This is a genomic window from Exiguobacterium sp. SL-10 (assembly GCF_004337025.1).
GTDB lineage: Bacteria > Bacillota > Bacilli > Exiguobacteriales > Exiguobacteriaceae > Exiguobacterium.
Window position 1 is genome coordinate 1 of sequence record NZ_SJUP01000009.1, and the last position, 22,079, is coordinate 22,079.

Sequence of the window (22,079 nt, forward strand, 5' to 3'; positions counted from 1 at the left end):
CATCGTCCTTCGAAAAGAAAATACAGGATGAGGGCAAGGAAAAAGAGCGATCGTCCCGACTTGAGTCGGTCCAATCGCTCTTTTTTCTGTCCACGCTCGGATAGAGCGGAGGTTTTTCAGTGCCCTCTCATCGAGAGCGGAGGTTTTTATGATGCGTTGACTTCTTGTTTTTGGAGGTATGGCTTGAGTGACAACGTGTGTTCGGCGACGACTTTCCGAATCGTCTTCGTTTTGGAGCGCATGACGAGCGATGTCGTTTCGACGATATCGTCCGTCAAGAATTTGACGCCGTCGAGCAATTCACCTGACGTGACACCGGTCGCTGCAAAGATGCAATCGTCACTCTTGACGAGGTCGTCAAGAGTGAGCAATTGGAGCGGGTCTTCGATGCCCATCGAGATGACGCGAGCCGTCTCTTCTTCGTTCATTGGGTGAAGGCGTGCCTGCATATCGCCTCCGAGCGCCTTGACGGCCGCCGCCGTGATGACGCCTTCCGGGGCACCACCCGTGCTGATGAAGATATCAATCGGATTTGATTTGACGGCTGCCGCGATGCCAGCCGAGACGTCGCCGTCTTCGAACAGCTTGACGCGAGCACCCATGTTCATCGCTGCTTGACGCAAGTGCTCGTGACGATCACGGTCTTGCATGATGACGGTCACTTCTTCGATGCGCTTGCCGTTATAGAGGGCTGCTTTCTCGATGATCGATTCGAGCGGTTCGTCGAGTGAGACTTTCCCTTTCAAATTGGGTCCGACGACGAGTTTGTCCATATACATATCTGGTGCGTGGAGGAGAGCGCCTTTATCGGCAACGGCGATGACGACCATGGCGTCTCCGAGCCCTTTGGCGACGATTGACGTCCCTTCGAGCGGATCGACCGCGATGTCGACTTCCGGCCCGAACGTCGTGCCAAGCCGCTCGCCGATATAGAGCATCGGTGCTTCGTCGAGTTCGCCTTCACCAATCACGACGGTGGCGTCCATATTGACTGTCCCGAGCACTTCACGCATCGCTGACGTCGCTGCGTCATCTGCCTCGTTCTTTTGACCACGACCGATCCATTTCGATGAGGCGAGTGCTGCGGCCTCGGTTGCTCGTACAATCTCTAGCGCTAATTCTCGTTCCATAGTGTTGTACCCTCCACGTGATGTCTATTTAATGTGTCATACTATTTAGAGTGTTAATCCGTGGATTAGTGTATCACAATCGGATAAATGATGTAAATAGGTGAGATTCTTTTCTCGAGTGAGAAAAAGGATTACTATAGGAGGCAGGGGGGGATTCCGATGTATTTTGTGAACAGAGAAAAGATTAATGAGACGTTGGCCCATATGGAGACGATGCTCGATCGATTCGATCAATTAGAAGGGGACGCCTTCACGGTCGAACTGGCGAAACAACGTTTGGCCGTCCACTTGATGGAAGGCGTGATTGACGTCGGCAACTCGATGATTGATGGCTTCATCATGCGCGACCCGGGTAGCTATGAGGACATCGTCGATATTTTGCTCGATGAGCGTGTGCTCGACGCCGAGACAGCGGTAGCCGCGAAAGCGCTCGTCGGATTGCGTGCCCATTACGTGCGCGAGTTTGTCACGGCGGACTCGACTCGGTTTGACGCGTGGGTCGAGCGTCATCAAGCGACGTTTGAGGCATTCCCAAAGCAGGTCCGACGCTATGTAGAAGTAGAGCTCGGTCCTGTATCAGCATTTTTACCAGAAAGCGAGTGATTGGATGAATCCGATTAAAGGATACTTATTTGACTTAGACGGCACGATGTATGCGGGGACGGCCCCGATTCAAGCCGCTGTCGATTTCGTAAATCGACTTGAGGCGACGGGCTTCCCGTACTTGTTCGTCACGAATAATGCGTCGATGACGCCGGAGCAAGTAGCGGATAAACTCGTCTCGATGGGGGTCCATGTAACGCCTGAACACGTCTTGACGAGTGCGATGGCGACAGCCCGGTACATCGAGAAGATGACGCCGGGCGCGACGATTTACATGATCGGCGAAGATGGCTTGCGTTTAGCACTTGAAGAACGCGGCTTCCACGTGACGGAAGAGGCGAAGGCGGACTACGTCGTCGTGGGGCTCGACCGTCACATCACGTACGAAAAATTAGCGAAAGGTGCACTCGCGATCCGTGCCGGTGCCCGTTTCATCTCAACGAATGGCGATATCGCCATCCCGACCGAACGTGGCTTTTTACCGGGGAATGGGGCACTCACGTCCGTCTTGACGGTGACGACGGAAAAAGATCCGTTCTTTATCGGTAAACCAGAACCGGTCATGGTCGACATCGCGCTCGAGATGATTGGCCTTACGAAAGAAGAGGTCGTTATGGTCGGGGATAACTACCATACGGATATCTTGTTCGGGATCAACGGTGGGATTCGGACGCTTCACGTCAATTCGGGCGTGCACGGCCCGGCTTTCATTCAGGAACAAGAAAAACTCCCGACCTATATGGTCGAGAGCTTGGACGAATGGACGCATGCATGAAAAAAAGGGATGACATGATTGTCTCCCTTTTCGTATTAGAATACTTGTTCGACTTCAACGATGCCAGGTACTTCTTCGATGAGCGCGCGCTCAATCCCGGCTTTCAATGTGATGGTTGAAGATGGGCAACTGCCGCATGCACCCATCAAACGAAGTTTGACGATGCCTTCTTCTACATCTACGAGTTCGACGTCACCGCCGTCGCGAAGCAAGAACGGGCGTAATTTATCGAGTACTTCTTGGACTTGATCAAACATTTCCATGGTATCTACCCCTTTCTGGTTCTCTTTCATTCTAGCAAGTTTGAGATTGTTTCTCAATCATTAACGCTGAGCGTTTTATGACGATACGGCTTCTTGATTTTTGTATAATAGGAAAGAACAGGGGGAATGGACATGAAAATCACGGTATACGGGGCCGAGGTACAATGTGCGAGCTGCGTTGGGGCACCGAGCTCGATTGAGACGTATGAATGGTTGCAAAGTGCGCTCGCCCGGAAATATCCGGACCAGACGTTCGAATTCGAGTACATCGATTTCGAGACGACGGACGACGACATCGCCGAAGCGATCAAGCAAGATGAGTGGTTCTATCCGCTTGTCCTCTTGAATGGGGAAGTCGTGGATGAAGGGGTCGTCCAGTTACGAAAAGTCTACTCCGCGATTGAACAGGTGACAGCATGAAAAGAGTCGAGCGACGATTGTCGTTCGACTCTTTTGCGTTATAGAAGCTGGAACGACGACGTTGCCGAACCTGCCGTGTAGCCAGAGAGCGTCGCATCAGATTTCACTTGATACGTGCCGCGCTGTGACGAAGAACTTGTCGAGAGCGTGAACGTGATCGCACCAGTCGAACTTGTCTTGCCAGTCCCTGTAAGGGTCGTGCCGTTAGGTTGTGTCACCGTCACGCGGACGTCGGCGTTCGCGACCGCTTGGCCGTTCGAATTCCGGACTGTTGAAGAGATCGAGACGACTTCGCCAGCGTAGTAAGTCGATTTCGATGTCGATACCGTCGTCGTGAGCGCTTGGACCGGCTGCGATGTGCTGCCAGACGTCGGTGCTTGGACGAGTCCGTTCCCGAACAATGTATCACGGCCAGCCGTCCCGAGATCGATTGAGTCTTGTGACAGTTTCGTGCGGAGTTGCGCGCTCGACAACGTCGGGAATGCTTGTTTCATGAGGGCGAGGTTACCTGCGACGTAAGGAGTCGCCATCGATGTCCCACTCATTTGTCCGTAGCCGCCATTTGCAAGTGTCGAGTTGATACCAACCCCTGGTGCTGCGACTTCGACCGTGCTACCTGTCGCCGAGAATGAGGCGCGGTTGTTGTTGATGTCCGTCGCCGCGACGGCGATGGCCGAGCTGTAACGGGCCGGGTAGTTGACGAGGTCGCCTGTACCGTCAGCGCGTCCGTTGTTACCGGCTGCCGCGACGACGAGGATTCCCGCGTTATTGGCGCGATCGACGACTTGTTGGAGCGTTGTCGATGGGCTTGTCGTCCCGAGACTCAAGTTGATGACGTCCATATCGTTCGTGATCGACCAGTCAATCCCGGCGATGATACTCGAGAGGCTACCACTACCGTTGGCTTCGAGTGCTTTAACGGCATAGATGCTCGCCTCATGGGCAATCCCGACCGTTCCGATGCTGTTGTTGCGGGCACCGATGATCCCGGCGACGTGCGTACCGTGACCGTTGTCATCCGCGTAAGAGCTCGTGACCGTACTGAACGAAGCGCCACCGGAAATCGTCAAATCAGGGTGCGGCGAGATTCCGGTATCGACGACCGATACTTTCACGCCTTTCCCGGTGTAGCCACTCTGCCAAGCCGATGGGGCTTTCAACTTCGGGATGCCCCAGTCTTGAGTCTGGTTCTCGATTTGTACCGTTTGGTCGACTTCTACGTGGGCGACGTTTGGATTGTTCTTCAAGCCATTCAAGGCAGCCTTCGGTACTTCAAGCGCTGCAGCCGGAATGTTTTTGTACTGTTGGCGAACTTCCATCCCTTCGATCGAGAGCGGGATGTTCTTCGCCGATTCTTTGAAGACGACGATGACTCGTTCTTTCGATTTGTTTGGAGCAGCTTCCGCGGCTTCCGGGACGGTTGACAAGACGAGCAATGAGGCGAGGACAGTGCTACAGATTTTCTTCAACTTGTTTCCTCCTTCGGGTTATGTAGGCGAGGTGACACGAGGTCGTTCGGCCGTGCCCATAGAGTAACAAAATTTTAAAATAAGTAAAATATGTCCATTGAATTAATAATCTGAAAATTGTGATAAGTAATCGGGGATATCGATACAAGACTATATACTCAACCATGTGACTACAGGCCGGATTTTCTACAATAATTTCACCTTTGACAAAGTATTTGTGTCTACTAAATTTATAGACGTTTCATACTTAACATTCCATTAGTTGGTACGATATGTATATAAAGGGGGGGATTTTATGTTTAAAAAGCAGAAATCATTGGCCGCTTCATTGAACCCGGAATCTGAACTGTCGAATGTTCAGATTCGACTTACAGGAGATATGGAGCAACAGCGGACATTAATTCAACTTGAAAAAAAGGATTTAGCACTTTTACGTACATACCGCAATGAGCTTCAGGCGCTGACCCCGAAGCTTGTTCATATTTTTTATGAAGAACTTGAAAAGATTGATGAAATGCGTACAATGATTCAGCAACACTCGTCTTCGGATCGGTTGAAATTGACATTGTCCAATCACATTGCTGAAATGTTCGAAGGTCAGCTCGATGAAGTGTATATTCAAAAGCGATTGACGATTGCAAAGCGTCACCATTTAATTGGGTTGCAAGGGAAGTGGTACATCGCTGCGTTTCAAAAAATCTTTGATAATATTGTTTGGGCGATCCAACAAGAAAACTTAGAAGGTGACGCAAAGCTGAAGTTAGTGATGGCCGTCTCGAAAATATTTAATTTTGAACAGCAAATTGTATTAGACATGTTTGATCGGGAAGCAGAGCAAGTTCGTGCTGATATAGAAGTAATCAAGTCAGAGGTCAGTCAGACGGTACTGCAAGCGAGTGAGGATTTAGCAGCCATGACAGAACAAGTGATGGCAAGCTATCAAGCGATGAATGAACGGGCGGATGAAATGAAATTGGCGAGCGGGCTCACTCAGACTAAATTAAAAGGGATGAGAGACTCAGCTGTAGTAGGAAAGGATTCGCTTTTAAGTGAAACAGATTCGTTAGAAACAATTGCGAGTGACTTATCTGTTTCTGCCATAAAAATAAAAGAGCTAGAAACGTTGACGCAAGAGATTACGATGATTGCGGATTCTGTTAAACGCGTTGCGAATCAAACGAACATGCTAAGTTTGAACGCTGCGATTGAGGCAGCACGTGCTGGGGAGCAAGGGAAAGGGTTTCATGTCGTAGCGACCGAAGTACGGCAATTGGCGAACCAATCTAAAGAATCGGCAGAGCAGGTCGGCGATTTGGTCAATCGTTTGACGAAACAAATGGAAGAGACATCGAAACGCGTTGTATGGACCGAACGTGAAATGCAAAATACCATGACAAGGATGAATCAAATCACTAGTGCTTTTATTGAGATATCGGACTCCTCCGAACTCGCAACCGGTCAAATGGAACAATTGGTGCAAGACATTCATGATATTGTCGAAGCAGTTGTTGATTTGAAACGGGCTACAGCCCAAATCGCAACGTCATCCACACAATTAATGGATACCGCACAACGATTTTAAAGATAATGAAAAAACGGAGCACCTTTAGCTCCGTTTTTTCATTCACTGATTATTTGATGACTTTATGTTTCCAAAGAATTCCGGATTTGAGCAGTCGAGCGACTTTGCCGGTAAGTGACTGTTTCCCCATGAAGACGCCGAAACCGGCTTTCTTCCCGAGCGAGCCGAGCGTGCCACGTAGTTTGATGTCCGGTAAATCCGGATAACTGACGCCTTTCCATTTACAGAGCAACACTTGGACAATCTGTTCGGCCTGCGCTTCCGCGAGTTGCCCGGAAGGTGCATACGGCAGGCTGGCGTTGTCACCGACCACGAAAATATCGGGTTGTTCCGGGACGTAATGGTGCGGCGTCAATTTGACACGTCCACCTCCGTCGAGCTCCCAACCTTGGTTGCGGACGACAGCGACCGGTTGAATCCCGGCCGTCCATACCGTCAAGTCGGAAGCGAAGTGCTGCTCATGGTTCCACAACCCATCGGCGTCGACCCGAACGATGTTCGAGTTGTTGATGACCTCGACGCCATGTTCCTCAAACCACGACTGGACATACATCGAGACACGATTGGAAAGGAATGATAAAACGGACGGGCCGCGGTCGAATAAACGGACTGTCAAGTCGGGACGACTCTCACGCAGTTCGCTGGCGAGCTCGACGCCTGACAGGCCGGCACCAACGATGGAGACGACCGATCCAGGAGACAGGCCGTTGATCGCTTGCTGGGTCTTTCGTGATTCTTCTAACGTTTGAATGCTGTACGTGAACTCAGCGGCACCGGGCACATTGTGATACTTGTCCTCGCAACCGAGACCGATGACGAGGTCGTCATACGGTACTTTTTCCCCGCTCGCGAGCAGGACCATTTTGTCTCCCGCATCGATATCGGTGACTTGGCCGTATATGTAATCGACCTCTTCTGGAAAATCGATGCGGATGTCACGATCCGACACGGTTCCCGCCGCAAGTGCATAATACTCTGTTTTTAACCCATGGTAAGGTAGACGGTCGATGAGTGTGATCGATACGTCCTTCAGCTGATGGCCGAGGACGCGTTCGATTACACGCATACCCCCGTAACCGCCTCCCAAGACGACTAATTTGCGCATAAAAATCCCCCTTTGTTACACTTCAACTGTATCATGTTATAATACGCCGTAGAAGAACCATTTTCCTGCTTTGAAGGAAAGGGAAAGGGTGAATGATATGATGAATCCAATCATTGAGTTCTGTGCCTCGAATTTAGCGATGGGCTCGCAAATCGCCCGGGCAAAGTTAGAGTCCGATCCAGACCTCGATGTCGTTGAATATGGCTGTACGGGCTACTGTGGAGTCTGTTCACTCGACTTGTTTTGCCTCGTCGACGGCGAAGTCGTGACGGGAGATACGCCAGAGCAACTCGTGACGAATGTATATGAAAAAATTGAAGAAATGGCTTGGTGAAAAAGTTTGAAGCAACTTCAAACTTTTTTTATTTTGCCTGTTTTGACCCGTTGCATTTTTAAAAAGGGTCTGTTATATTCAAAGAGGTTCGAATGTAGGTTGTCTGACGTTTAACAACATAAAAAGAAAGCGTTTCAAACGGTAGGACACATCTCGATTCGGGTATATCACAATATCAGGTTTCCCCAATATGAAAGGAGCACAACACCAATGAATATCATGAGCGTGGTTGGTATTTTGGCACTAATTGGAATCGCTTACATCTTCTCGACCAACCGTAAAGCCATCAAATGGCGTACCGTTCTTGCCGCTTTCGCGGTACAGTTTACGTTCGCATTCCTCGTCCTCTTCACATCAGCAGGACGTAGCGCGTTGGAATTTATCTCAGGAGGCGTCCAAAACGTCTTGAACACGGCGAACGCCGGAATCGGATTCGTCTTCGGTACAGCCGTCGGCGGAGACAACTTCGTCTTCGCGTTCCAAGTGTTACCGATTATCATCTTTATGTCTTCTTTAATCGCTTTCCTTTACTACATCGGTGTCATGCAATGGGTCATCCGGATCCTCGGTACGGCGCTAGCGAAAGCACTCGGCACATCACGTAAAGAGTCACTTTCAGCGACAGCAAACATTTTCGTCGGTCAGACGGAAGCGCCGCTTGTCATCAAGCCTTACCTTCCGACGATGACACAATCGGAGCTCTTCGCCGTTATGGTCGGTGGTCTCGCGTCGGTTGCCGGTTCAGTACTTGCTGGATACGCTGCTCTTGGTGTACCACTCGAGTACTTGCTCGCAGCGAGCTTCATGGCTGCACCTGCTGGTTTGATGTTCGCGAAAATCATCGTCCCGGAAACAGATGTGCCGGATGACGATATCGAAATCGCTGAAGATGAAGAGAACAAAGCAGCGAACTTTGTTGATGCGGCCGCTCGCGGTGCATCTGACGGTCTCTTCCTTGCATTGAACGTCGGTGCAATGCTTCTTGCTTTCGTATCATTGATTGCACTCGTTAACTTGATTCTTGGTGGGATTGGCGGCTTGTTCGGTTTCGACGGCCTTTCACTCCAATTGATTCTCGGTTACGTGTTCGCACCACTCGCGTTCGTTATCGGTGTACCGTGGGCTGATGCTGTTCAGTTCGGTAGCTTCCTCGGTCAAAAACTCGTCTTGAACGAATTTGTTGCCTTCTCTGAGTTTGCACCAATCATCGGTTCTGGTGAATTGTCTGCTCGTACAGAAGCAATGATCGCGTTCGCGCTCTGTGGATTCGCCAACATCTCATCACTCGCTATCCTTCTCGGTGGTCTTGGTGGTATGGCGCCGAACCGTCGTAACGACATCGCACGTATGGGTGTCCTTGCGATTCTCGCAGGTACGCTTGCCAACTTGATGTCAGCGACACTTGCTGGTCTTCTTCTCTAATCAAACGCGTTATACTCAGAGTGATCACTTCGGTGGTCACTCTTTTTTTGTGGGAGGACTAAAATGTATGGAATGATCGCGCTTTTTGATGAACAAACAGAGAAACGAATTAGAGAGGTATGGGAAGGCTTAAAACGAGAAGGGATTACTTCTTATGCATTTGAAGTTTCGGATCGACAACCGCACATCACGTTAGCGAGTTATAACCGTTTAGATGTCGAGGCGTATATCGGACTTCTGGACACCCACTATCAATCGAAAGAGGTTGTCCATCTAACGTTTAGCACGGTAGGCACGTTTATTCAATCGGGGGCGTTGTTTCTTTCACCTACAATTTCATCCGGATTGAGGGGCCTCCATTCAGAGCATCACCGTGTATTTGGGTCGTTTAACGATAACGTTGAGTCCCTATATTTGCCGGAGTCATGGATTCCGCATTGCACGCTGGCAAACAGGTTGTCTAAAAAAGAGATGAAAGATGCTTTTGAATATTGTACGGACACTGTAAAACCGTTGTCTGGAAAAGTTGTAGAGGTGGCGTTAATCGAACTTGTAACGCCGAGTGACGTGCGTGTTGTTCATTCGGTATCTTTATCCGAAAAAAGCACCTAGACTGGTGTCCAGGTGCTTTTCGTTTACGCTTGAAGTTGCATGCGCTGACGTTCGATCCACGGCTTCAGTTTGAGGAAGAGTGGGACGAACAAGGCGCTGATCAACAAAGCCTTAATGAAGTTGAACGGCAAGATACCGTAGAGGACAAGGTCCGTTTTGACTGCCGGTTGCGCCATCTCGGTCATGCCGAAGAAGAACGCGTAGGCTGGTAAGATGAGCAAATAGTTCAAAATCGCCAAGCTGAGCGCCATCGTGATCGTACCGGCCACGAGGCCTGAAGCGAGCGCTTTATTCGTTTTACGTTTATGGTAGAACCATGCGACCGGATACATGAAGGCGACGCCTGCAAAGAAGTTTGCGACTTCACCGACCGGAACGCCGCCACCGTTAAAGACATAGTAGAGGACGTTTTTTAGAGCGACGACCACAACGCCTGCGAGTGGGGAGAACACGATCCCGGCGACGAGCGCGGGAATGTCACTAAAGTCCACTTTTAGGAATGGTGGTAGGAATGGCAGTGGGAAGTTAAAGAGCATGAGGACAAAAGAAATGGCCCCGAGCATCGATAGCGTCACCAGTGTTGTCAATCGTTTGTTGCGCGTTGTTTTCATCAAAATCTCTCCTTTTGTCGCTCCTTGATGAATGGCACCCGTCGCATAGAAAAACCCGATTGTATGAAACAATCGGGAGAGTTTACGCGCATACGAAATAGATGTTCTCATCGGTGTTTAAACCATACCAAAGAAAACATCCGGATATCGGTCGGATGCCGCCATCTTCTCCCATCCAGACTTTACTGTCGGCTTTCGAATCTCACGAAATCAGCAAGCAACGCCTTGCTCGCTCACGGGCTGAGAAGATCATGTCTTCAATACCGCCGGTCGGGAATTTCACCCTGCCCCGAAGATGGAACGATTTAATTTTTTTTGTTACAGTTTAGTTATACAAGATATTTCACAAAATCTCAAGTCAGTTGACTTGAAGTTAAGATAATGAAGGAGGAGTTCAGATGATTCATTTGACAGAGTCAGCTGCATTACAAGTCATCGATATGATGAAACAAACCGAACACCCCGACAATCAGTACTTGCGCATCAAGGTCCAAGGTGGGGGATGTACCGGTCTATCGTACGGGATGGGGTTTGATGAAGATAAAACAGACAAGGACGTTCAGTTTGACCACTACGGTGTCCGGGTTATCGTCGCCGAAGCCGATCATGGGGTCGTCGACGGTCTCGAGATTGACTATAAGCAGTCGATGCTCGGAGGGGGCTTCACGATTAAGAACCCGAACGCCATCGCCACGTGCGGTTGCGGTTCGAGTTTCCGAACGGCGTCGAACGCCGGGACACCGGGAGATTGCTAAACGAAAGGCCGATCGTATGGACGATTGGCCTTTTTTTTGATTCAATCAGTTTCTTCCATCAAAATCAAGCGAATCACTTTTGACGTCGCATCCAATTCGATGTGATGTTGCCAAGGGCGGAACGCCGTGATTTTGCATGTGTCGGTCGTGATTTGGAACGAACAGACGCTCTCTTCCTCTTGGTCAAGGACCGAGTAACGGCTGAAGTCCGATAAACTTTGATAGATGGCGTATTGCTTCGGTAACTCACACGTCCATCCTTTTTCTAACATAAGTTGATGCATGGGCTTCGCCTCTTTCTTTTCTATATATATAAGAATAACAAAAATATTCAAGGATGTGGAAGATTAGTCGAGAGGACGCAAGGGAAAATGAAAAGAGATGTCATTTTTATGTGGGAGGGGTAGGGACGATGAGAAAAGTATTGATTTTCGGTGGCTCACGCTACTTTGGAAAGCGGTTGGCACTTCGGTTGGCGGAGGCTGGCGACGAGGTGACGATTGTGACGCGCGGACAACTGCAAGTGCCCGAGGCGGAAGGGATCCGTTCAATCAAAGGGGACCGGCAGTCGGTGGCGACGATGAAAGACTTGTCGCGCGACCATTATGACCTCGTCTATGACAATATTTGCTTTAACCCGTATCAAGCGAAAATCGCCTCGGACGCTTTCATGGATCAAGTCGGTAAATATGTACTCACGTCGACGATGTCCGTCTATGCACCAGGTGCCGATTTGAAAGAAAGTGATTTTAATCCGCTCCACCACGACTATCATCTCGAATCCGAACATGACTATGGACAAGGGAAGCGAGAGGCCGAGTCCTACTTCTTCCATCGAGCGTCGTTCCCGGTCGCAACGGTTCGCTTGCCGATTGTAGTCGGTCCGGACGACTATACAGATCGTCTCAAGTTTTATATCGACGCCGTCCGTCGGGAAGAGCCGGTCGTCCTCCATCATCCGGAAGCGAAGATGGGTTTTATCTCAAGTTTTGAAGCAGCGGCCTTTTTGGAATGGGTCGGTCGGGCGAACGTGACCGGACCGTTCAATGCGGCGAGTGAAGGAGTCATCTCACTCGGTGCGCTCATGGAACGGATCGGCCATCATTTGAATAAACCGGTCCAAATCATCAAGGACGGCGAGTCATCACCGTACGATACGGACGTCGACTATTATATGTCGATTGCCGAGGCGAAAAAGGCCGGCTTCGTCTTTACCCAACTCGATGATTGGCTCGACCGGGTCATCGTTCAGACAATCCGCAAATGAAAATGGCCCTCATCGTGATGAGGGCCACATCTTTTATTTCCCGGCAAATACCGAAGTTGAATGTTGCGGGTGGCGTGCTGTCGGGTCGACGAGCTGCTTCACTTGGTTGATGGCGATTGGTGCTTCACCGAAGCCTGTCGCAATCAATTTTACTTTTCCTTCGTACGTGGCGATGTCACCGCAGGCGAAGATGCCGGCGACCGTCGTCTCCATGCGCGAGTCGACACGGATCGTGTTCTTCTCGAACTCCATGCCCCAGTTCTTGATTGGGCCAAGCGACGAAACGAAACCGTAGTTACAGATGAGGTCATCGATTTCGACGAATTTCGATTCGCCATCCTTGTCCGTCAACTCGACCGACTCGATGTGTGTCTCACCTGAAAGGGATTCGATGTTATATGGCGTCCAGACGTTGATTGTCGATGCCTTCATCTGTTCGACCGTATGCTCGTGTGCACGGAAGCGGTCACGGCGGTGAACGATATGGACTTCCTTCGCAATTCCTTCGAGCATGAGTGCCCAGTCAACAGCCGAGTCACCGCCGCCGGCGATCATGACGCGACGATCACGGAATTTCTCCATGTTATCGACGAAGTAATGAAGATTCGCATAGTCTTCACAACCATCGAGACCGAGTGGTCGTGCGGCGAATGCCCCGTTCCCAGCCGTGATGATGATCGCTTTCGTATGGTACTCATCTTTATTCGTTGTAATCTGGAACGTGCCGTCTTCGAGACGCTCGACCGTTTCAACTGTTTCCCCGAGGCGATAGTCTTGTTCGAACTGATCGGCTTGGGCTTTCAATTGGTCAATCAAATCTTGGGCTTTCACTTTCGGGAAGCCGGCGATGTCGTAAATATATTTTTCTGGATACAGTGTCGACAATTGTCCGCCAAGTTGTGGCAAACTCTCAATCAACGCCGTATCGAGTTGGCGCATACCTGCATAAAATGCGGTGAACAGTCCGACCGGGCCGCCACCGATGATGATCACATCTTTCGTCGATTTCATCGAATTCCTCCTCAAAACGTATACATCCATTATAGTGACAATTATGAATTAAATCCATTCTGTACAAACATCCTATACTTTCAAAAAAAATTCAAGAAGATATGCTTTTCCATTGAGAAAACAAAATAAAGAGCGTACAATGGACGAGAAGCAATTGTGAACATTGGTTGAACAAGGTTTAGGCTTTATTGTGAACACGCATGTGAAAAAACACACAACATACGTGTTCAAGAAAACAAAACTATCAAAACAAGGTGGAAATGAACATGAAACGACCTAACATTGTTATTCTTGGCGCAGGTTTCGGCGGACTCATCACAGCGGTGAACCTCCAGAAGACGCTCTCAGCTGGCGACGCGAACATCACGCTCATCAACAAGCATGATTACCATTACCAGACGACGTGGCTCCATGAACCAGCGGCCGGAACGATGAAACCGGAGCAAGCTCGTATCTATATCAACGACGTCGTGAACCCATCACGTGTGAAATTTGTCAAAGGGATCGTCGATCGCGTCGATACTACGGCAAAACAAGTCTTGCTCGTAGACGGTTCAGCAGTTGAATATGATTATGTCGTATTCGCACTCGGTGGCGTACCAGAAACATTCGGTATCCCTGGCCTTAAAGAGAACGCGATGACAATCAGTTCATTGAACAGCGTCCGTAAAATTAAAGAACATATCGAATACTCGTTCGCTCAATATAAAACGAACGGTTCAGCTGACCGCTCGTACGTGACAATCGTCGTCGGTGGCGCAGGTTTCACAGGAATTGAATTCCTCGGCGAACTCGTCAACCGTGTGCCTGAACTTTGCAAACAGTATGACGTACCACGCGAAGCGGTTCGTATCGTGAACATCGAAGCGGCTCCGACCGTTCTTCCTGGTTTCGATCCAGAACTCACGACGTACGCACAGAAGTGGCTCGAGCGTAACGGCGTCGAGATGAAACTCGGTAACGGCATCAAAGGCGTGGAACCAGGTGTCGTCACGTTCGGTCCGCTTCAAGGCGACACGACGGAAACGATCGCAGCGAACACAATCCTTTGGACAGGTGGCGTGAGCGGTAGCCCAATCATCGAGAAGTCTGGCTTCGAAGCGGTCCGTAACCGTGTCATGGTCGAGGCGGACAACCGTGCCCCTGGTCACGACAACGTCTTCATCATCGGTGACTGCTCGGCTGTCATGGACCCGGTCTCAAACCGTCCGTACCCGCCGACTGCCCAAATCGCGACACAACAAGCGCACAATGTGGCGAAAAACATCGCGGCGCTCATCAACGGGAAATCGACTTCGAAATTCGCGTATGAGAGCAAAGGTACAGTCGCATCACTTGGCCACAACGACGGTATCGGCATCGTCATGGGCAAAAAGATCTTCGGTCGCAACGCTTCATTCATGAAGAAAGTGATCGACAACAAACACTTCATCGAATTGAAGAAGTACGGTCTCGTCCTCAAAAAAGGTAAATTCTAAGCAATATGACCAAGTAGCCCGCTCATCCGAACGGGCTACTTTTTTTGATGACGCCTTATGGTTCACCTTTGACCTAAGAGAGGACGATTCGGTATAATAGACAACGGGAAAAGGGGGGCAATCGCATGCATATCATCCAGGCTGTCATTGGGGCGATTCTTTATTTGGTCATCTTCTTCAGCATCGGCTTCATTTTGAACATGCTACTTAAAAAAACATGGACACTTGTGTTCATCTATCCGATTTTCGTCATTATGATGATTGATAACGTCAAGCTCTCGAGTTACATCACAGAAACATCGACCGCGCTCGCCAACGTCTACGAACGGGTGCTCGGACTTCAGTTTTTGGATGTGTTCATGCTCGGTTTCGGGTTGCTCGGTGCGATATTGGCCGGCGTCACGATTCGCTATTTGCGAAAGAGCGGTTACTCAATGTTTTAAAGACGACAGAAATGTTCGTCTTTTTTTGTTTTCCGCCTACTTTTTTAGAGGGCGAACCGATATACTAGATAAGATAACGATTTAATTAGTAAGGGATGCGATGAGAATGACATTACCGATGTATACGATCAAGAAAGTGTTGAATAATAGCGTTGTCATTTGCCAACATGATCCGGAACCGGAAGTCATTCTACTCGGGAAGGGGATTGGCTTCGGCAAGAAAGCGGGCGATCTCGTCGACCCAGCCAGTGTCCCGGAGAAAGTGTATCAACTGACGGATAAGGAAGAACAATCGCAATATCGTGAACTCGTCAAACATGTCGATGAGGACTTCATTGCCTTCATGCAAGAGATTGTCGGCTTTATCGAGAACAACACGGGCAAAAAAGTCGATCAACATATCCACATTGGTTTGACCGATCACTTGTTTTTCACAATGAAGCGGATCGAACAAGGGATGGAAGTGACGAATCCGTTCTTACTTGAAACTGAATCGCTCTATCCGAACGAGTACGCTTTGGCTGAACGGATTGTCGATATGATTCACGAGCGACTCGACGTCCTGTTGCCGGACGCGGAGATTGGTTTCATCGCGCTCCATATCCATTCGGCGACGACGTTCAAAAACGTACTCGAGGTCAATCGGCACAACCAAATCATTGGCCAAATCGTACAAGCAATTGAGAGTCGTTTGAACGTCAAAATGGACCGAAGTTCACTCGATTATAAGCGCTTACTTCGGCACTTAAGGTACGCCGTTGAGCGGGTTGCGACGGGTGAGATGGTGGAGGCCCCACAAAAAATTGAAAAGGTATTGCGCGAAGAATATCCGCTATGCTATAGTACTGCTTGGGAGCTGATGGGCATCATGGAACGCGAATTAAAGCGTCCGGTCCCGCGAGGTGAAGCGACATATTTGACGATGCATCTCCAGCGCCTAACAAGTAGATAACTGATACCACGTATCTTACGTGTTACTGATTCGATCAGGCATGAGTAAGGAGTGGAACGCAACGATGTCTCCATTAGGAGAGGTCTACGTTCTATACCTTATTCATGCCTGTTTCTGTTTTTATAAACGTTTATTATGAAAACGTTTAGATACGTCGGTTGTCTGACATCTACAGTCGTCTTTCCGCACGAAACAATCACAAAAAGGAGGATTTATCATGTTTAAGCAGATCTTTGGTGTTCTTCAAAAAGTCGGTAAAGCACTTATGCTTCCTGTTGCGATCTTGCCGGCAGCCGGTCTTCTTCTTGCATTCGGTAACGCAATGCAAAACCCGGCCCTTACATCACGCGCTGGTTGGTTAACGAACGAAGGCGTTGTGAAATTCGCTCAGCTCATGGAGCAAGCGGGTGGCATTATCTTCTCGAACTTAGCACTCTTATTCGCAGTCGGTGTCGCGATCGGTTTAGCAGGGGACGGCGTTGCCGGACTTGCAGCTATCGTCGGATTCCTCATCATGAACAAAGTAATGGGTGTTTGGCTCGAACTCACACCTGAAGTCATCGCACAAGGTGACCCGGCTTACGCATCAGTACTCGGGATTCCAACACTCCAAACTGGGGTATTCGGGGGTATCATTATGGGTCTGATTGCCGCCTGGGCCTATAATAAGTACTTCAACATCGAGTTGCCGCAATTCCTTGGCTTCTTTGCTGGTAAGCGTTTCGTTCCAATCGTCACGGCAGTTGCAGCTGTCGTTGCTGGTTTCGTCATGCTTCTCATCTGGCCACCAGTTCAGCACGGATTGAACACGTTCTCAAACTTCATGTTGACTGAAAACCGCACGTTCGCGGCATTCATCTTCGGTTTGATCGAACGTTCATTGATTCCATTCGGTCTTCACCACATCTTCTACTCACCATTCTGGTTCGAGTTCGGCTCGTACACGGATGCAGCGGGTAACATCGTTCGTGGTGACCAAGCCATCTTCTTCGCACAAATTCGTGATGGCGCTGAGTTGACAGCCGGTACGTTCATGACTGGTAAGTACCCGTTCATGATGTTCGGTCTTCCAGCAGCAGCACTCGCAATGTACCACGAAGCACGTCCTGAACGTAAAGCAGTCGTCGGTGGTCTCTTGGCTTCGGCAGCACTTACATCGTTCTTGACTGGTATTACTGAGCCGATCGAGTTCTCATTCTTGTTCGTTGCTCCACTCTTGTTCGCAGTACACGCAGTCTTCGCTGGCCTTTCATTCATGGTCATGCACATCTTGAACGTCAAAATCGGGATGACGTTCTCGGGCGGTTTGATCGACTACCTTCTCTTCGGTGTACTTCCTAACCGTACAGACTGGTGGCTCGTCATTCCAGTCGGTCTCGTGTTCGCAGTCGTTTACTACTTCGGATTCCGCTTCGTTATCCGTAAGTTCAACTTGAAAACACCGGGCCGTGAAGATGAAGTCGTTGAGCAATCAACTGCTACAGGTTCGGAACTTGCACAAGATATCCTCGTTGGTTTCGGTGGTTCACAAAACATCAAACACCTTGACGCATGTATCACACGTCTCCGCGTCGAAGTAAAAGATAAGAACCAAGTTAACAAAGAAGAGTTGAAACGTCTCGGGGCAGCTGGTGTCCTTGAAGTTGGTAACAACATTCAAGCCATCTTCGGACCGCGTTCGGATGCATTGAAATCAGAAATGCAAGCGGTCATCGCTTCAGGTAACGAAAAGAAAGCTAACTGAATGAAGCTATAAGCCAATCCATTACGGGTTGGCTTTTTTTGTATGGGGGAAACGGTTTCAGTGTGGTATCAGATGGGGAAAAGTAAGTATTCTGACAGAAGGAGGGAACCATGATGTGGAAGAAAGTGTTTGGTGTGTTGCAACGAATTGGGAAGGCACTCATGCTTCCGGTTGCGATTTTACCGGCAGCCGGTCTATTACTCGCGTTTGGTACTGCGTTCCAAAACCCTGATCTCGTTTCGATTTTTCCTTTCTTGGCAAACGATTCACTTGTCCTCATTTGGCAAGTTATGACAGATGCCGGGGATATCGTGTTCGCCAATCTAGGTCTGTTGTTCGCCGTCGGTGTCGCCATCGGGCTAGCCAACGGGGATGGTGTTGCCGGGTTAGCAGCTATCGTTGGTTATTTGATTATGAACAAAGTCATCAGCACGTGGAACGGTATTACCGCGGAAATCGCCCAGGGAGACCCAGCCTATGCATCGGTACTCGGAATCCCGACGCTCCAAATGGGAGTATTCGGGGGTATTATCGCAGGTCTCATTGCCGCTTTCGCGTACAACAAGTACTTCAACATCAAGTTGCCGGATTTCTTAGGGTTCTTTGCTGGGAAGCGGTTCGTGCCAATCGCGACCGCCGCATTCAGCTTGGTGATCGGGATTGCGCTCGCCTACATTTGGCCGCCGATCGGAACGGCCATCAACACGTTCTCGAGCACGATCATTGAAGCGAACGTCGCCGTCTCTGCATTCGTCTTCGGTTTGGTCGAACGTTCTTTGATTCCGTTTGGTCTGCACCACATCTGGTACTCTCCGTTTTGGTTCCAGTTCGGGGAATATACGAACCAGGCGGGAGATCTCGTCCAAGGGGACCAACGGATTTTCTTCGCCCAATTGCGTGATGGCGTCGAGTTTACGGCTGGGACATATATGACCGGGAAATTCCCGTTCATGATGTTCGGATTGCCTGCCGCCTGTCTCGCCATGTTCCACACGGTCCCGAAAGAACGTCGCAAAGACGTCGAAGGACTATACTTCTCCGCAGCTCTCACTTCATTCTTGACTGGGATCACTGAACCAGTTGAGTTCTCATTCGTCTTCGTCGCACCTCTTCTCTTTGGTATTCATGCCGTGTTCGCTGGATTATCCTTTATGACCATGCACTTGCTCAACGTTAAAATCGGGATGACGTTCTCTGGTGGACTCATCGACTATCTGTTGTTCGGGGTGTTACCGAACCGGACAGCCTGGTGGCTCGTCATCCCAGTCGGTCTCGTCTTCGCGGTCGTCTATTACTTCGGGTTCCGCTTCGCCATTACGAAGTTCGACTTGAAAGTTCCGGGACGTGATGTCGTCGCCGAAGGTAAAGGCGCACGGGCTGTCGTCGGGGACGATCTGCCGTATGAAGTTCTCGTCGGTCTCGGCGGACCGGATAACATCAAACACCTCGATGCTTGTATCACGCGTCTTCGCGTCACCGTGAACGATGTGAAGCAAGTCGATAAAGACTTGCTCAAAGATCTCGGGGCGGCCGGAGTGCTTGAAGTCGGAGATAACATTCAAGCCATCTTCGGGCCGAAATCCGATACGCTCAAATCTCAAATCGCTTCCATCATTGAAGGTGGCGAATATAAACCGAAAGAAAAAGCCGTCATCACGCCGGAATCGGCCGAACACGCCGATCATCGTTTCCTTGCCCCGATGTCAGGTGTCATCTTGTCACTCGATGACGTCCCGGATCAAGTGTTCTCGGGCCGCATGATGGGTGAAGGATTCGCCATCGAACCGAGTGCGGGGCAAGTCGTATCGCCGGTCACAGGACACATCACCACGTTCTTCCCGACGAAACACGCAATCGGTCTACTCGCGGACGACGGGCGTGAAATCCTGATCCACGTTGGTCTCGACACGGTCAATCTGAAAGGGGAAGGCTTCGTCGCCAAAGTGAAAGAAGGCGACCGCGTTGAAGCCGGTGACGTCTTACTCGATGTCGACCTCAACTTGATTCGTGACAAAGTTCCATCGCTCATCACACCGATCATTTGGACGAACGGAGACGGCAAGATCGTCGTTGTCCCATTCGGAGAGACGGTCGTCGCTGGTGAAGCGCTCGATTTTAGAACGGATGACAAAGGAGCCGAATAAACGAAAAAAGAAGCTCTCGCAACTGCGAGAACTTCTTTTTTGTTACTTCTTAATATCGAATTTTTCACTGAGGAAGTTCACGACTTCTTCAGCTGTGTCCATGTTGAGGACGTCATTGACGATTGCTTCTGTTTCTGACTTCGTCAAACGCTTCACGAGGCTACGTGCGCGCAGGACGCTTGAAGCTGACATCGAGAACTCGTCAAGACCAAGTCCGAGCAGGATCGGGATGGCGAGCTCTTCTCCAGCCATCTCGCCACACATACCGACCCATTTGCCAGCTTTGTGTGCTTCTGTGATGACGTTGTGGAGAAGGTTCAAGATAGCCGGGTTGAACGGTTGGTACAAGTACGAGACTTTTTCGTTCATGCGGTCCGCTGCCATCGTGTATTGAATCAAGTCGTTCGTGCCGACCGAGAAGAAGTCGACTTCTTTCGCGAATTGTTTCGCCATGACGGCAGTCGAAGGGATTTCGACCATCATCCCTGTCTCGTAGTTACCGACAGCGATGCCTTCTGCTTTCAACTTCGCTTCTTCTTCGAGAAGGAGCGCTTTTGCCGCGCGGAACTCTTCAAGTGTCGCGATCATTGGGAACATGATGGCAAGGTCACCGTGCGCTGAGGCACGGAGAAGAGCGCGAAGCTGTGTGCGGAACAAGTCCGTCTCTTCTAGGCAAAGGCGAATTGCGCGATAGCCGAGAAACGGGTTCATTTCTTTCGGAAGGTCGAGGTAAGACAATTCTTTATCTCCACCGATATCGAGCGTACGGATGACGACTTGTTTGCCGTCCATACCTTCGATGACTGCTTTATAGGCTGTATATTGCTCTTCTTCCGTCGGGAACGTTTCTGAGTCCATGTAGAGGAACTCGGTCCGGTAAAGTCCGATGGCGTCAGCGCCGTTTTTCAACACGCCTTCGAGGTCGTTCGGTGTGCCGATGTTGGCCGCAAGTTTGACTTTATGGCCGTCAGCTGTGATCGACTCTTCGTTGACGAGTTGTTTCAACTCTTCTTTATACGCTTCGAATGCAGCGCGTTTTTCGATGTATTCATTGACGAGTTCTTCAGATGGGTTGACGAAGACGTCACCTTCTGTACCGTCGATGACGACGAGGTCGCCGTTCTTGATTTCTTCGAGCGCTACTTTTGTTCCGACGACAGCCGGGATTTCAAGCGAGCGCGACATGATGGCTGAGTGAGACGTACGTCCACCGATGTTTGTCGCGAATCCTTTGACGTATTTACGGTTGAGTTGTGCCGTGTCAGACGGTGTCAAATCTTCAGCGATGATGATGACTTCTTCAGAAATCGAAGCTGGTGTCATGAATGTGACACCGAGGATATGCGCCATGACGCGTTTCGTGACGTCACGAACGTCGGCAGCGCGTTCACGCATGTACTCGTTATCCATCGATTCAAAGATCATGACCATTGTTTGAGCGACTTCATCGAGCGCCTTCGCAGCGTTCATGTGTTCGCTTTCAATTTTGTCGTTCACTTGTGAGACAATCTCAGGATCCTCGACGATGAGCAAGTGGGCCGAGAAAATTTCTGCCTTGTCTTCACCGAGTTCACGAAGCGTGATCTGACGGATTTCTTCGAGTTCTGTTTTCGACTGAGCGATTGCCGCTTGGAAACGGGCCTTCTCAGCTGCTACGTCCTCGATTTTGTTTGTCGGGATGTCAAATGAAGGTGTCTCCATGACGAATGCTTTCGCAACTGCGATTCCTGCAGATGCGCCAATACCTTTAATGTGTGACATAAGCGTAGTCCCTCTCTTCAAAGAAATAGTGGTTTCCAACGTTATCTCGTTAGTTCTTACCCGAAATGAAAAAGGAACTAACGAAAACATGGAAGATTAAAGTAGCAACGGTCTACTACTAGGGGAAGCCTCGACCGAACAAAATGGCCTCGCCTCAACAGGGAGGGATGCCTGATTGCGTACTTTCTTATCCTATCA

Annotated in this window: 20 protein-coding genes, 2 pseudogenes and 1 riboswitch; of the genes and pseudogenes, 14 read left to right on the forward strand and 8 right to left on the reverse strand. The window is 49.8% G+C overall.

What is annotated here, in order from left to right:
- Positions 1–146 precede the first annotated feature (146 nt).
- Positions 147–1,130 carry a class II fructose-bisphosphatase gene (glpX, locus tag EVJ33_RS10675; RefSeq protein WP_131436987.1) on the reverse strand — a complete coding sequence of 328 codons (984 nt, stop codon included), beginning with the start codon at positions 1,128–1,130 and terminating at the stop codon, positions 147–149.
- Between the two features lie 159 nt (positions 1,131–1,289).
- On the opposite strand from glpX, the gene EVJ33_RS10680 reads away from it, so the two are divergent.
- Together EVJ33_RS10680 and EVJ33_RS10685 are read left to right on the forward strand one after the other, a co-directional pair.
- A complete protein-coding gene (locus tag EVJ33_RS10680) occupies positions 1,290–1,733 on the forward strand; it encodes a DUF86 domain-containing protein (RefSeq protein WP_131436989.1) in 444 nt (147 codons plus the stop codon).
- Between the two features lie 4 nt (positions 1,734–1,737).
- On the forward strand, positions 1,738–2,508 hold the full coding sequence (locus EVJ33_RS10685; RefSeq protein ID WP_131436991.1) for a TIGR01457 family HAD-type hydrolase: 771 nt from the start codon (positions 1,738–1,740) through the stop codon (positions 2,506–2,508).
- Positions 2,509–2,543: 35 nt separating this feature from the next.
- Here EVJ33_RS10685 and EVJ33_RS10690 read toward each other — a convergent pair whose 3' ends face one another.
- On the reverse strand, positions 2,544–2,801 hold the full coding sequence (locus EVJ33_RS10690; RefSeq protein WP_228617585.1) for a NifU family protein: 258 nt from the start codon (positions 2,799–2,801) through the stop codon (positions 2,544–2,546).
- A 96-nt stretch (positions 2,802–2,897) separates the two neighbouring features.
- Here EVJ33_RS10690 and EVJ33_RS10695 point away from each other — a divergent pair, with 96 nt between their 5' ends.
- Positions 2,898–3,191 carry a DUF1462 family protein gene (locus EVJ33_RS10695; protein WP_131436993.1) on the forward strand — a complete coding sequence of 98 codons (294 nt, stop codon included), beginning with the start codon at positions 2,898–2,900 and terminating at the stop codon, positions 3,189–3,191.
- Positions 3,192–3,229: 38 nt separating this feature from the next.
- Here the strand turns inward: EVJ33_RS10695 and EVJ33_RS10700 are convergent, their stop codons facing one another.
- Positions 3,230–4,660, reverse strand: a complete 1,431-nt coding sequence (locus tag EVJ33_RS10700) for a S8 family peptidase (RefSeq protein ID WP_131436995.1) — start codon at positions 4,658–4,660, stop codon at positions 3,230–3,232.
- 295 nt (positions 4,661–4,955) lie between these two features.
- Here EVJ33_RS10700 and EVJ33_RS10705 point away from each other — a divergent pair, with 295 nt between their 5' ends.
- Positions 4,956–6,242, forward strand: a complete 1,287-nt coding sequence (locus EVJ33_RS10705; RefSeq protein ID WP_131436997.1) for a globin-coupled sensor protein — start codon at positions 4,956–4,958, stop codon at positions 6,240–6,242.
- Between the two features lie 49 nt (positions 6,243–6,291).
- Here EVJ33_RS10705 and EVJ33_RS10710 read toward each other — a convergent pair whose 3' ends face one another.
- Positions 6,292–7,347: an NAD(P)/FAD-dependent oxidoreductase gene (locus EVJ33_RS10710; RefSeq protein ID WP_131436998.1), complete on the reverse strand. Its 1,056-nt coding sequence runs from the start codon at positions 7,345–7,347 to the stop codon at positions 6,292–6,294.
- Positions 7,348–7,444: 97 nt separating this feature from the next.
- Between EVJ33_RS10710 and EVJ33_RS10715 the strand changes: the two genes are divergently transcribed.
- The 3 genes from EVJ33_RS10715 (at position 7,445) to EVJ33_RS10725 (ending at position 9,715) form a co-directional block, all read left to right on the forward strand.
- A complete protein-coding gene (locus EVJ33_RS10715) occupies positions 7,445–7,681 on the forward strand; it encodes a YuzB family protein (RefSeq protein WP_021065517.1) in 237 nt (78 codons plus the stop codon).
- Positions 7,682–7,891: 210 nt separating this feature from the next.
- Entirely contained in the window at positions 7,892–9,103 is a 1,212-nt protein-coding gene (locus tag EVJ33_RS10720) for a NupC/NupG family nucleoside CNT transporter (protein ID WP_131436999.1), read from the forward strand.
- 63 nt (positions 9,104–9,166) lie between these two features.
- Entirely contained in the window at positions 9,167–9,715 is a 549-nt protein-coding gene (locus tag EVJ33_RS10725) for a 2'-5' RNA ligase family protein (protein ID WP_131437001.1), read from the forward strand.
- A 23-nt stretch (positions 9,716–9,738) separates the two neighbouring features.
- Here the strand turns inward: EVJ33_RS10725 and EVJ33_RS10730 are convergent, their stop codons facing one another.
- Positions 9,739–10,326, reverse strand: coding sequence for an ECF transporter S component (locus EVJ33_RS10730; RefSeq protein ID WP_029595118.1), 588 nt, complete (start codon positions 10,324–10,326; stop codon positions 9,739–9,741).
- Between the two features lie 159 nt (positions 10,327–10,485).
- A riboswitch (FMN riboswitch) is annotated at positions 10,486–10,627 on the reverse strand.
- 97 nt (positions 10,628–10,724) lie between these two features.
- On the opposite strand from EVJ33_RS10730, the gene EVJ33_RS10735 reads away from it, so the two are divergent.
- The gene (locus EVJ33_RS10735; RefSeq protein WP_131437003.1) at positions 10,725–11,081 is read left to right on the forward strand and encodes a HesB/IscA family protein; all 357 of its coding nucleotides are present in this window, start codon (positions 10,725–10,727) and stop codon (positions 11,079–11,081) included.
- Positions 11,082–11,122: 41 nt separating this feature from the next.
- Here EVJ33_RS10735 and EVJ33_RS10740 read toward each other — a convergent pair whose 3' ends face one another.
- Complete coding sequence (locus EVJ33_RS10740; RefSeq protein ID WP_131437004.1) at positions 11,123–11,365, reverse strand: hypothetical protein; 243 nt, start codon at positions 11,363–11,365, stop codon at positions 11,123–11,125.
- A gap of 128 nt (positions 11,366–11,493) precedes the next feature.
- On the opposite strand from EVJ33_RS10740, the gene EVJ33_RS10745 reads away from it, so the two are divergent.
- Positions 11,494–12,348 (forward strand): NAD-dependent epimerase/dehydratase family protein, encoded by an 855-nt coding sequence (locus EVJ33_RS10745; protein WP_131437006.1) that lies wholly within the window; start codon positions 11,494–11,496, stop codon positions 12,346–12,348.
- A gap of 33 nt (positions 12,349–12,381) precedes the next feature.
- On the opposite strand, the gene EVJ33_RS10750 is transcribed toward EVJ33_RS10745, so the two are convergent.
- Positions 12,382–13,359 carry an NAD(P)/FAD-dependent oxidoreductase gene (locus tag EVJ33_RS10750; RefSeq protein WP_034778371.1) on the reverse strand — a complete coding sequence of 326 codons (978 nt, stop codon included), beginning with the start codon at positions 13,357–13,359 and terminating at the stop codon, positions 12,382–12,384.
- A 266-nt stretch (positions 13,360–13,625) separates the two neighbouring features.
- Here EVJ33_RS10750 and EVJ33_RS10755 point away from each other — a divergent pair, with 266 nt between their 5' ends.
- From EVJ33_RS10755 to ptsG (EVJ33_RS10775), 5 genes and pseudogenes are all read left to right on the forward strand, one after another.
- Positions 13,626–14,837 (forward strand): NAD(P)/FAD-dependent oxidoreductase, encoded by a 1,212-nt coding sequence (locus EVJ33_RS10755; RefSeq protein ID WP_131437008.1) that lies wholly within the window; start codon positions 13,626–13,628, stop codon positions 14,835–14,837.
- Between the two features lie 125 nt (positions 14,838–14,962).
- Positions 14,963–15,280: a YuiB family protein gene (locus EVJ33_RS10760; protein WP_021065526.1), complete on the forward strand. Its 318-nt coding sequence runs from the start codon at positions 14,963–14,965 to the stop codon at positions 15,278–15,280.
- A 106-nt stretch (positions 15,281–15,386) separates the two neighbouring features.
- Positions 15,387–16,232: a glucose PTS transporter transcription antiterminator GlcT gene (gene glcT / locus EVJ33_RS10765; RefSeq protein ID WP_131437010.1), complete on the forward strand. Its 846-nt coding sequence runs from the start codon at positions 15,387–15,389 to the stop codon at positions 16,230–16,232.
- Positions 16,233–16,449: 217 nt separating this feature from the next.
- Positions 16,450–17,949 (forward strand): annotated as a pseudogene (gene ptsG / locus EVJ33_RS10770) (glucose-specific PTS transporter subunit IIBC); the annotation flags it as partial.
- Between the two features lie 140 nt (positions 17,950–18,089).
- Positions 18,090–20,027, forward strand: a pseudogene (gene ptsG, locus EVJ33_RS10775) (glucose-specific PTS transporter subunit IIBC); the annotation flags it as partial.
- A 135-nt stretch (positions 20,028–20,162) separates the two neighbouring features.
- Here ptsG (EVJ33_RS10775) and ptsP read toward each other — a convergent pair.
- On the reverse strand, positions 20,163–21,881 hold the full coding sequence (gene ptsP, locus EVJ33_RS10780) for a phosphoenolpyruvate--protein phosphotransferase (protein WP_131437016.1): 1,719 nt from the start codon (positions 21,879–21,881) through the stop codon (positions 20,163–20,165).
- Positions 21,882–22,079 lie beyond the last annotated feature (198 nt).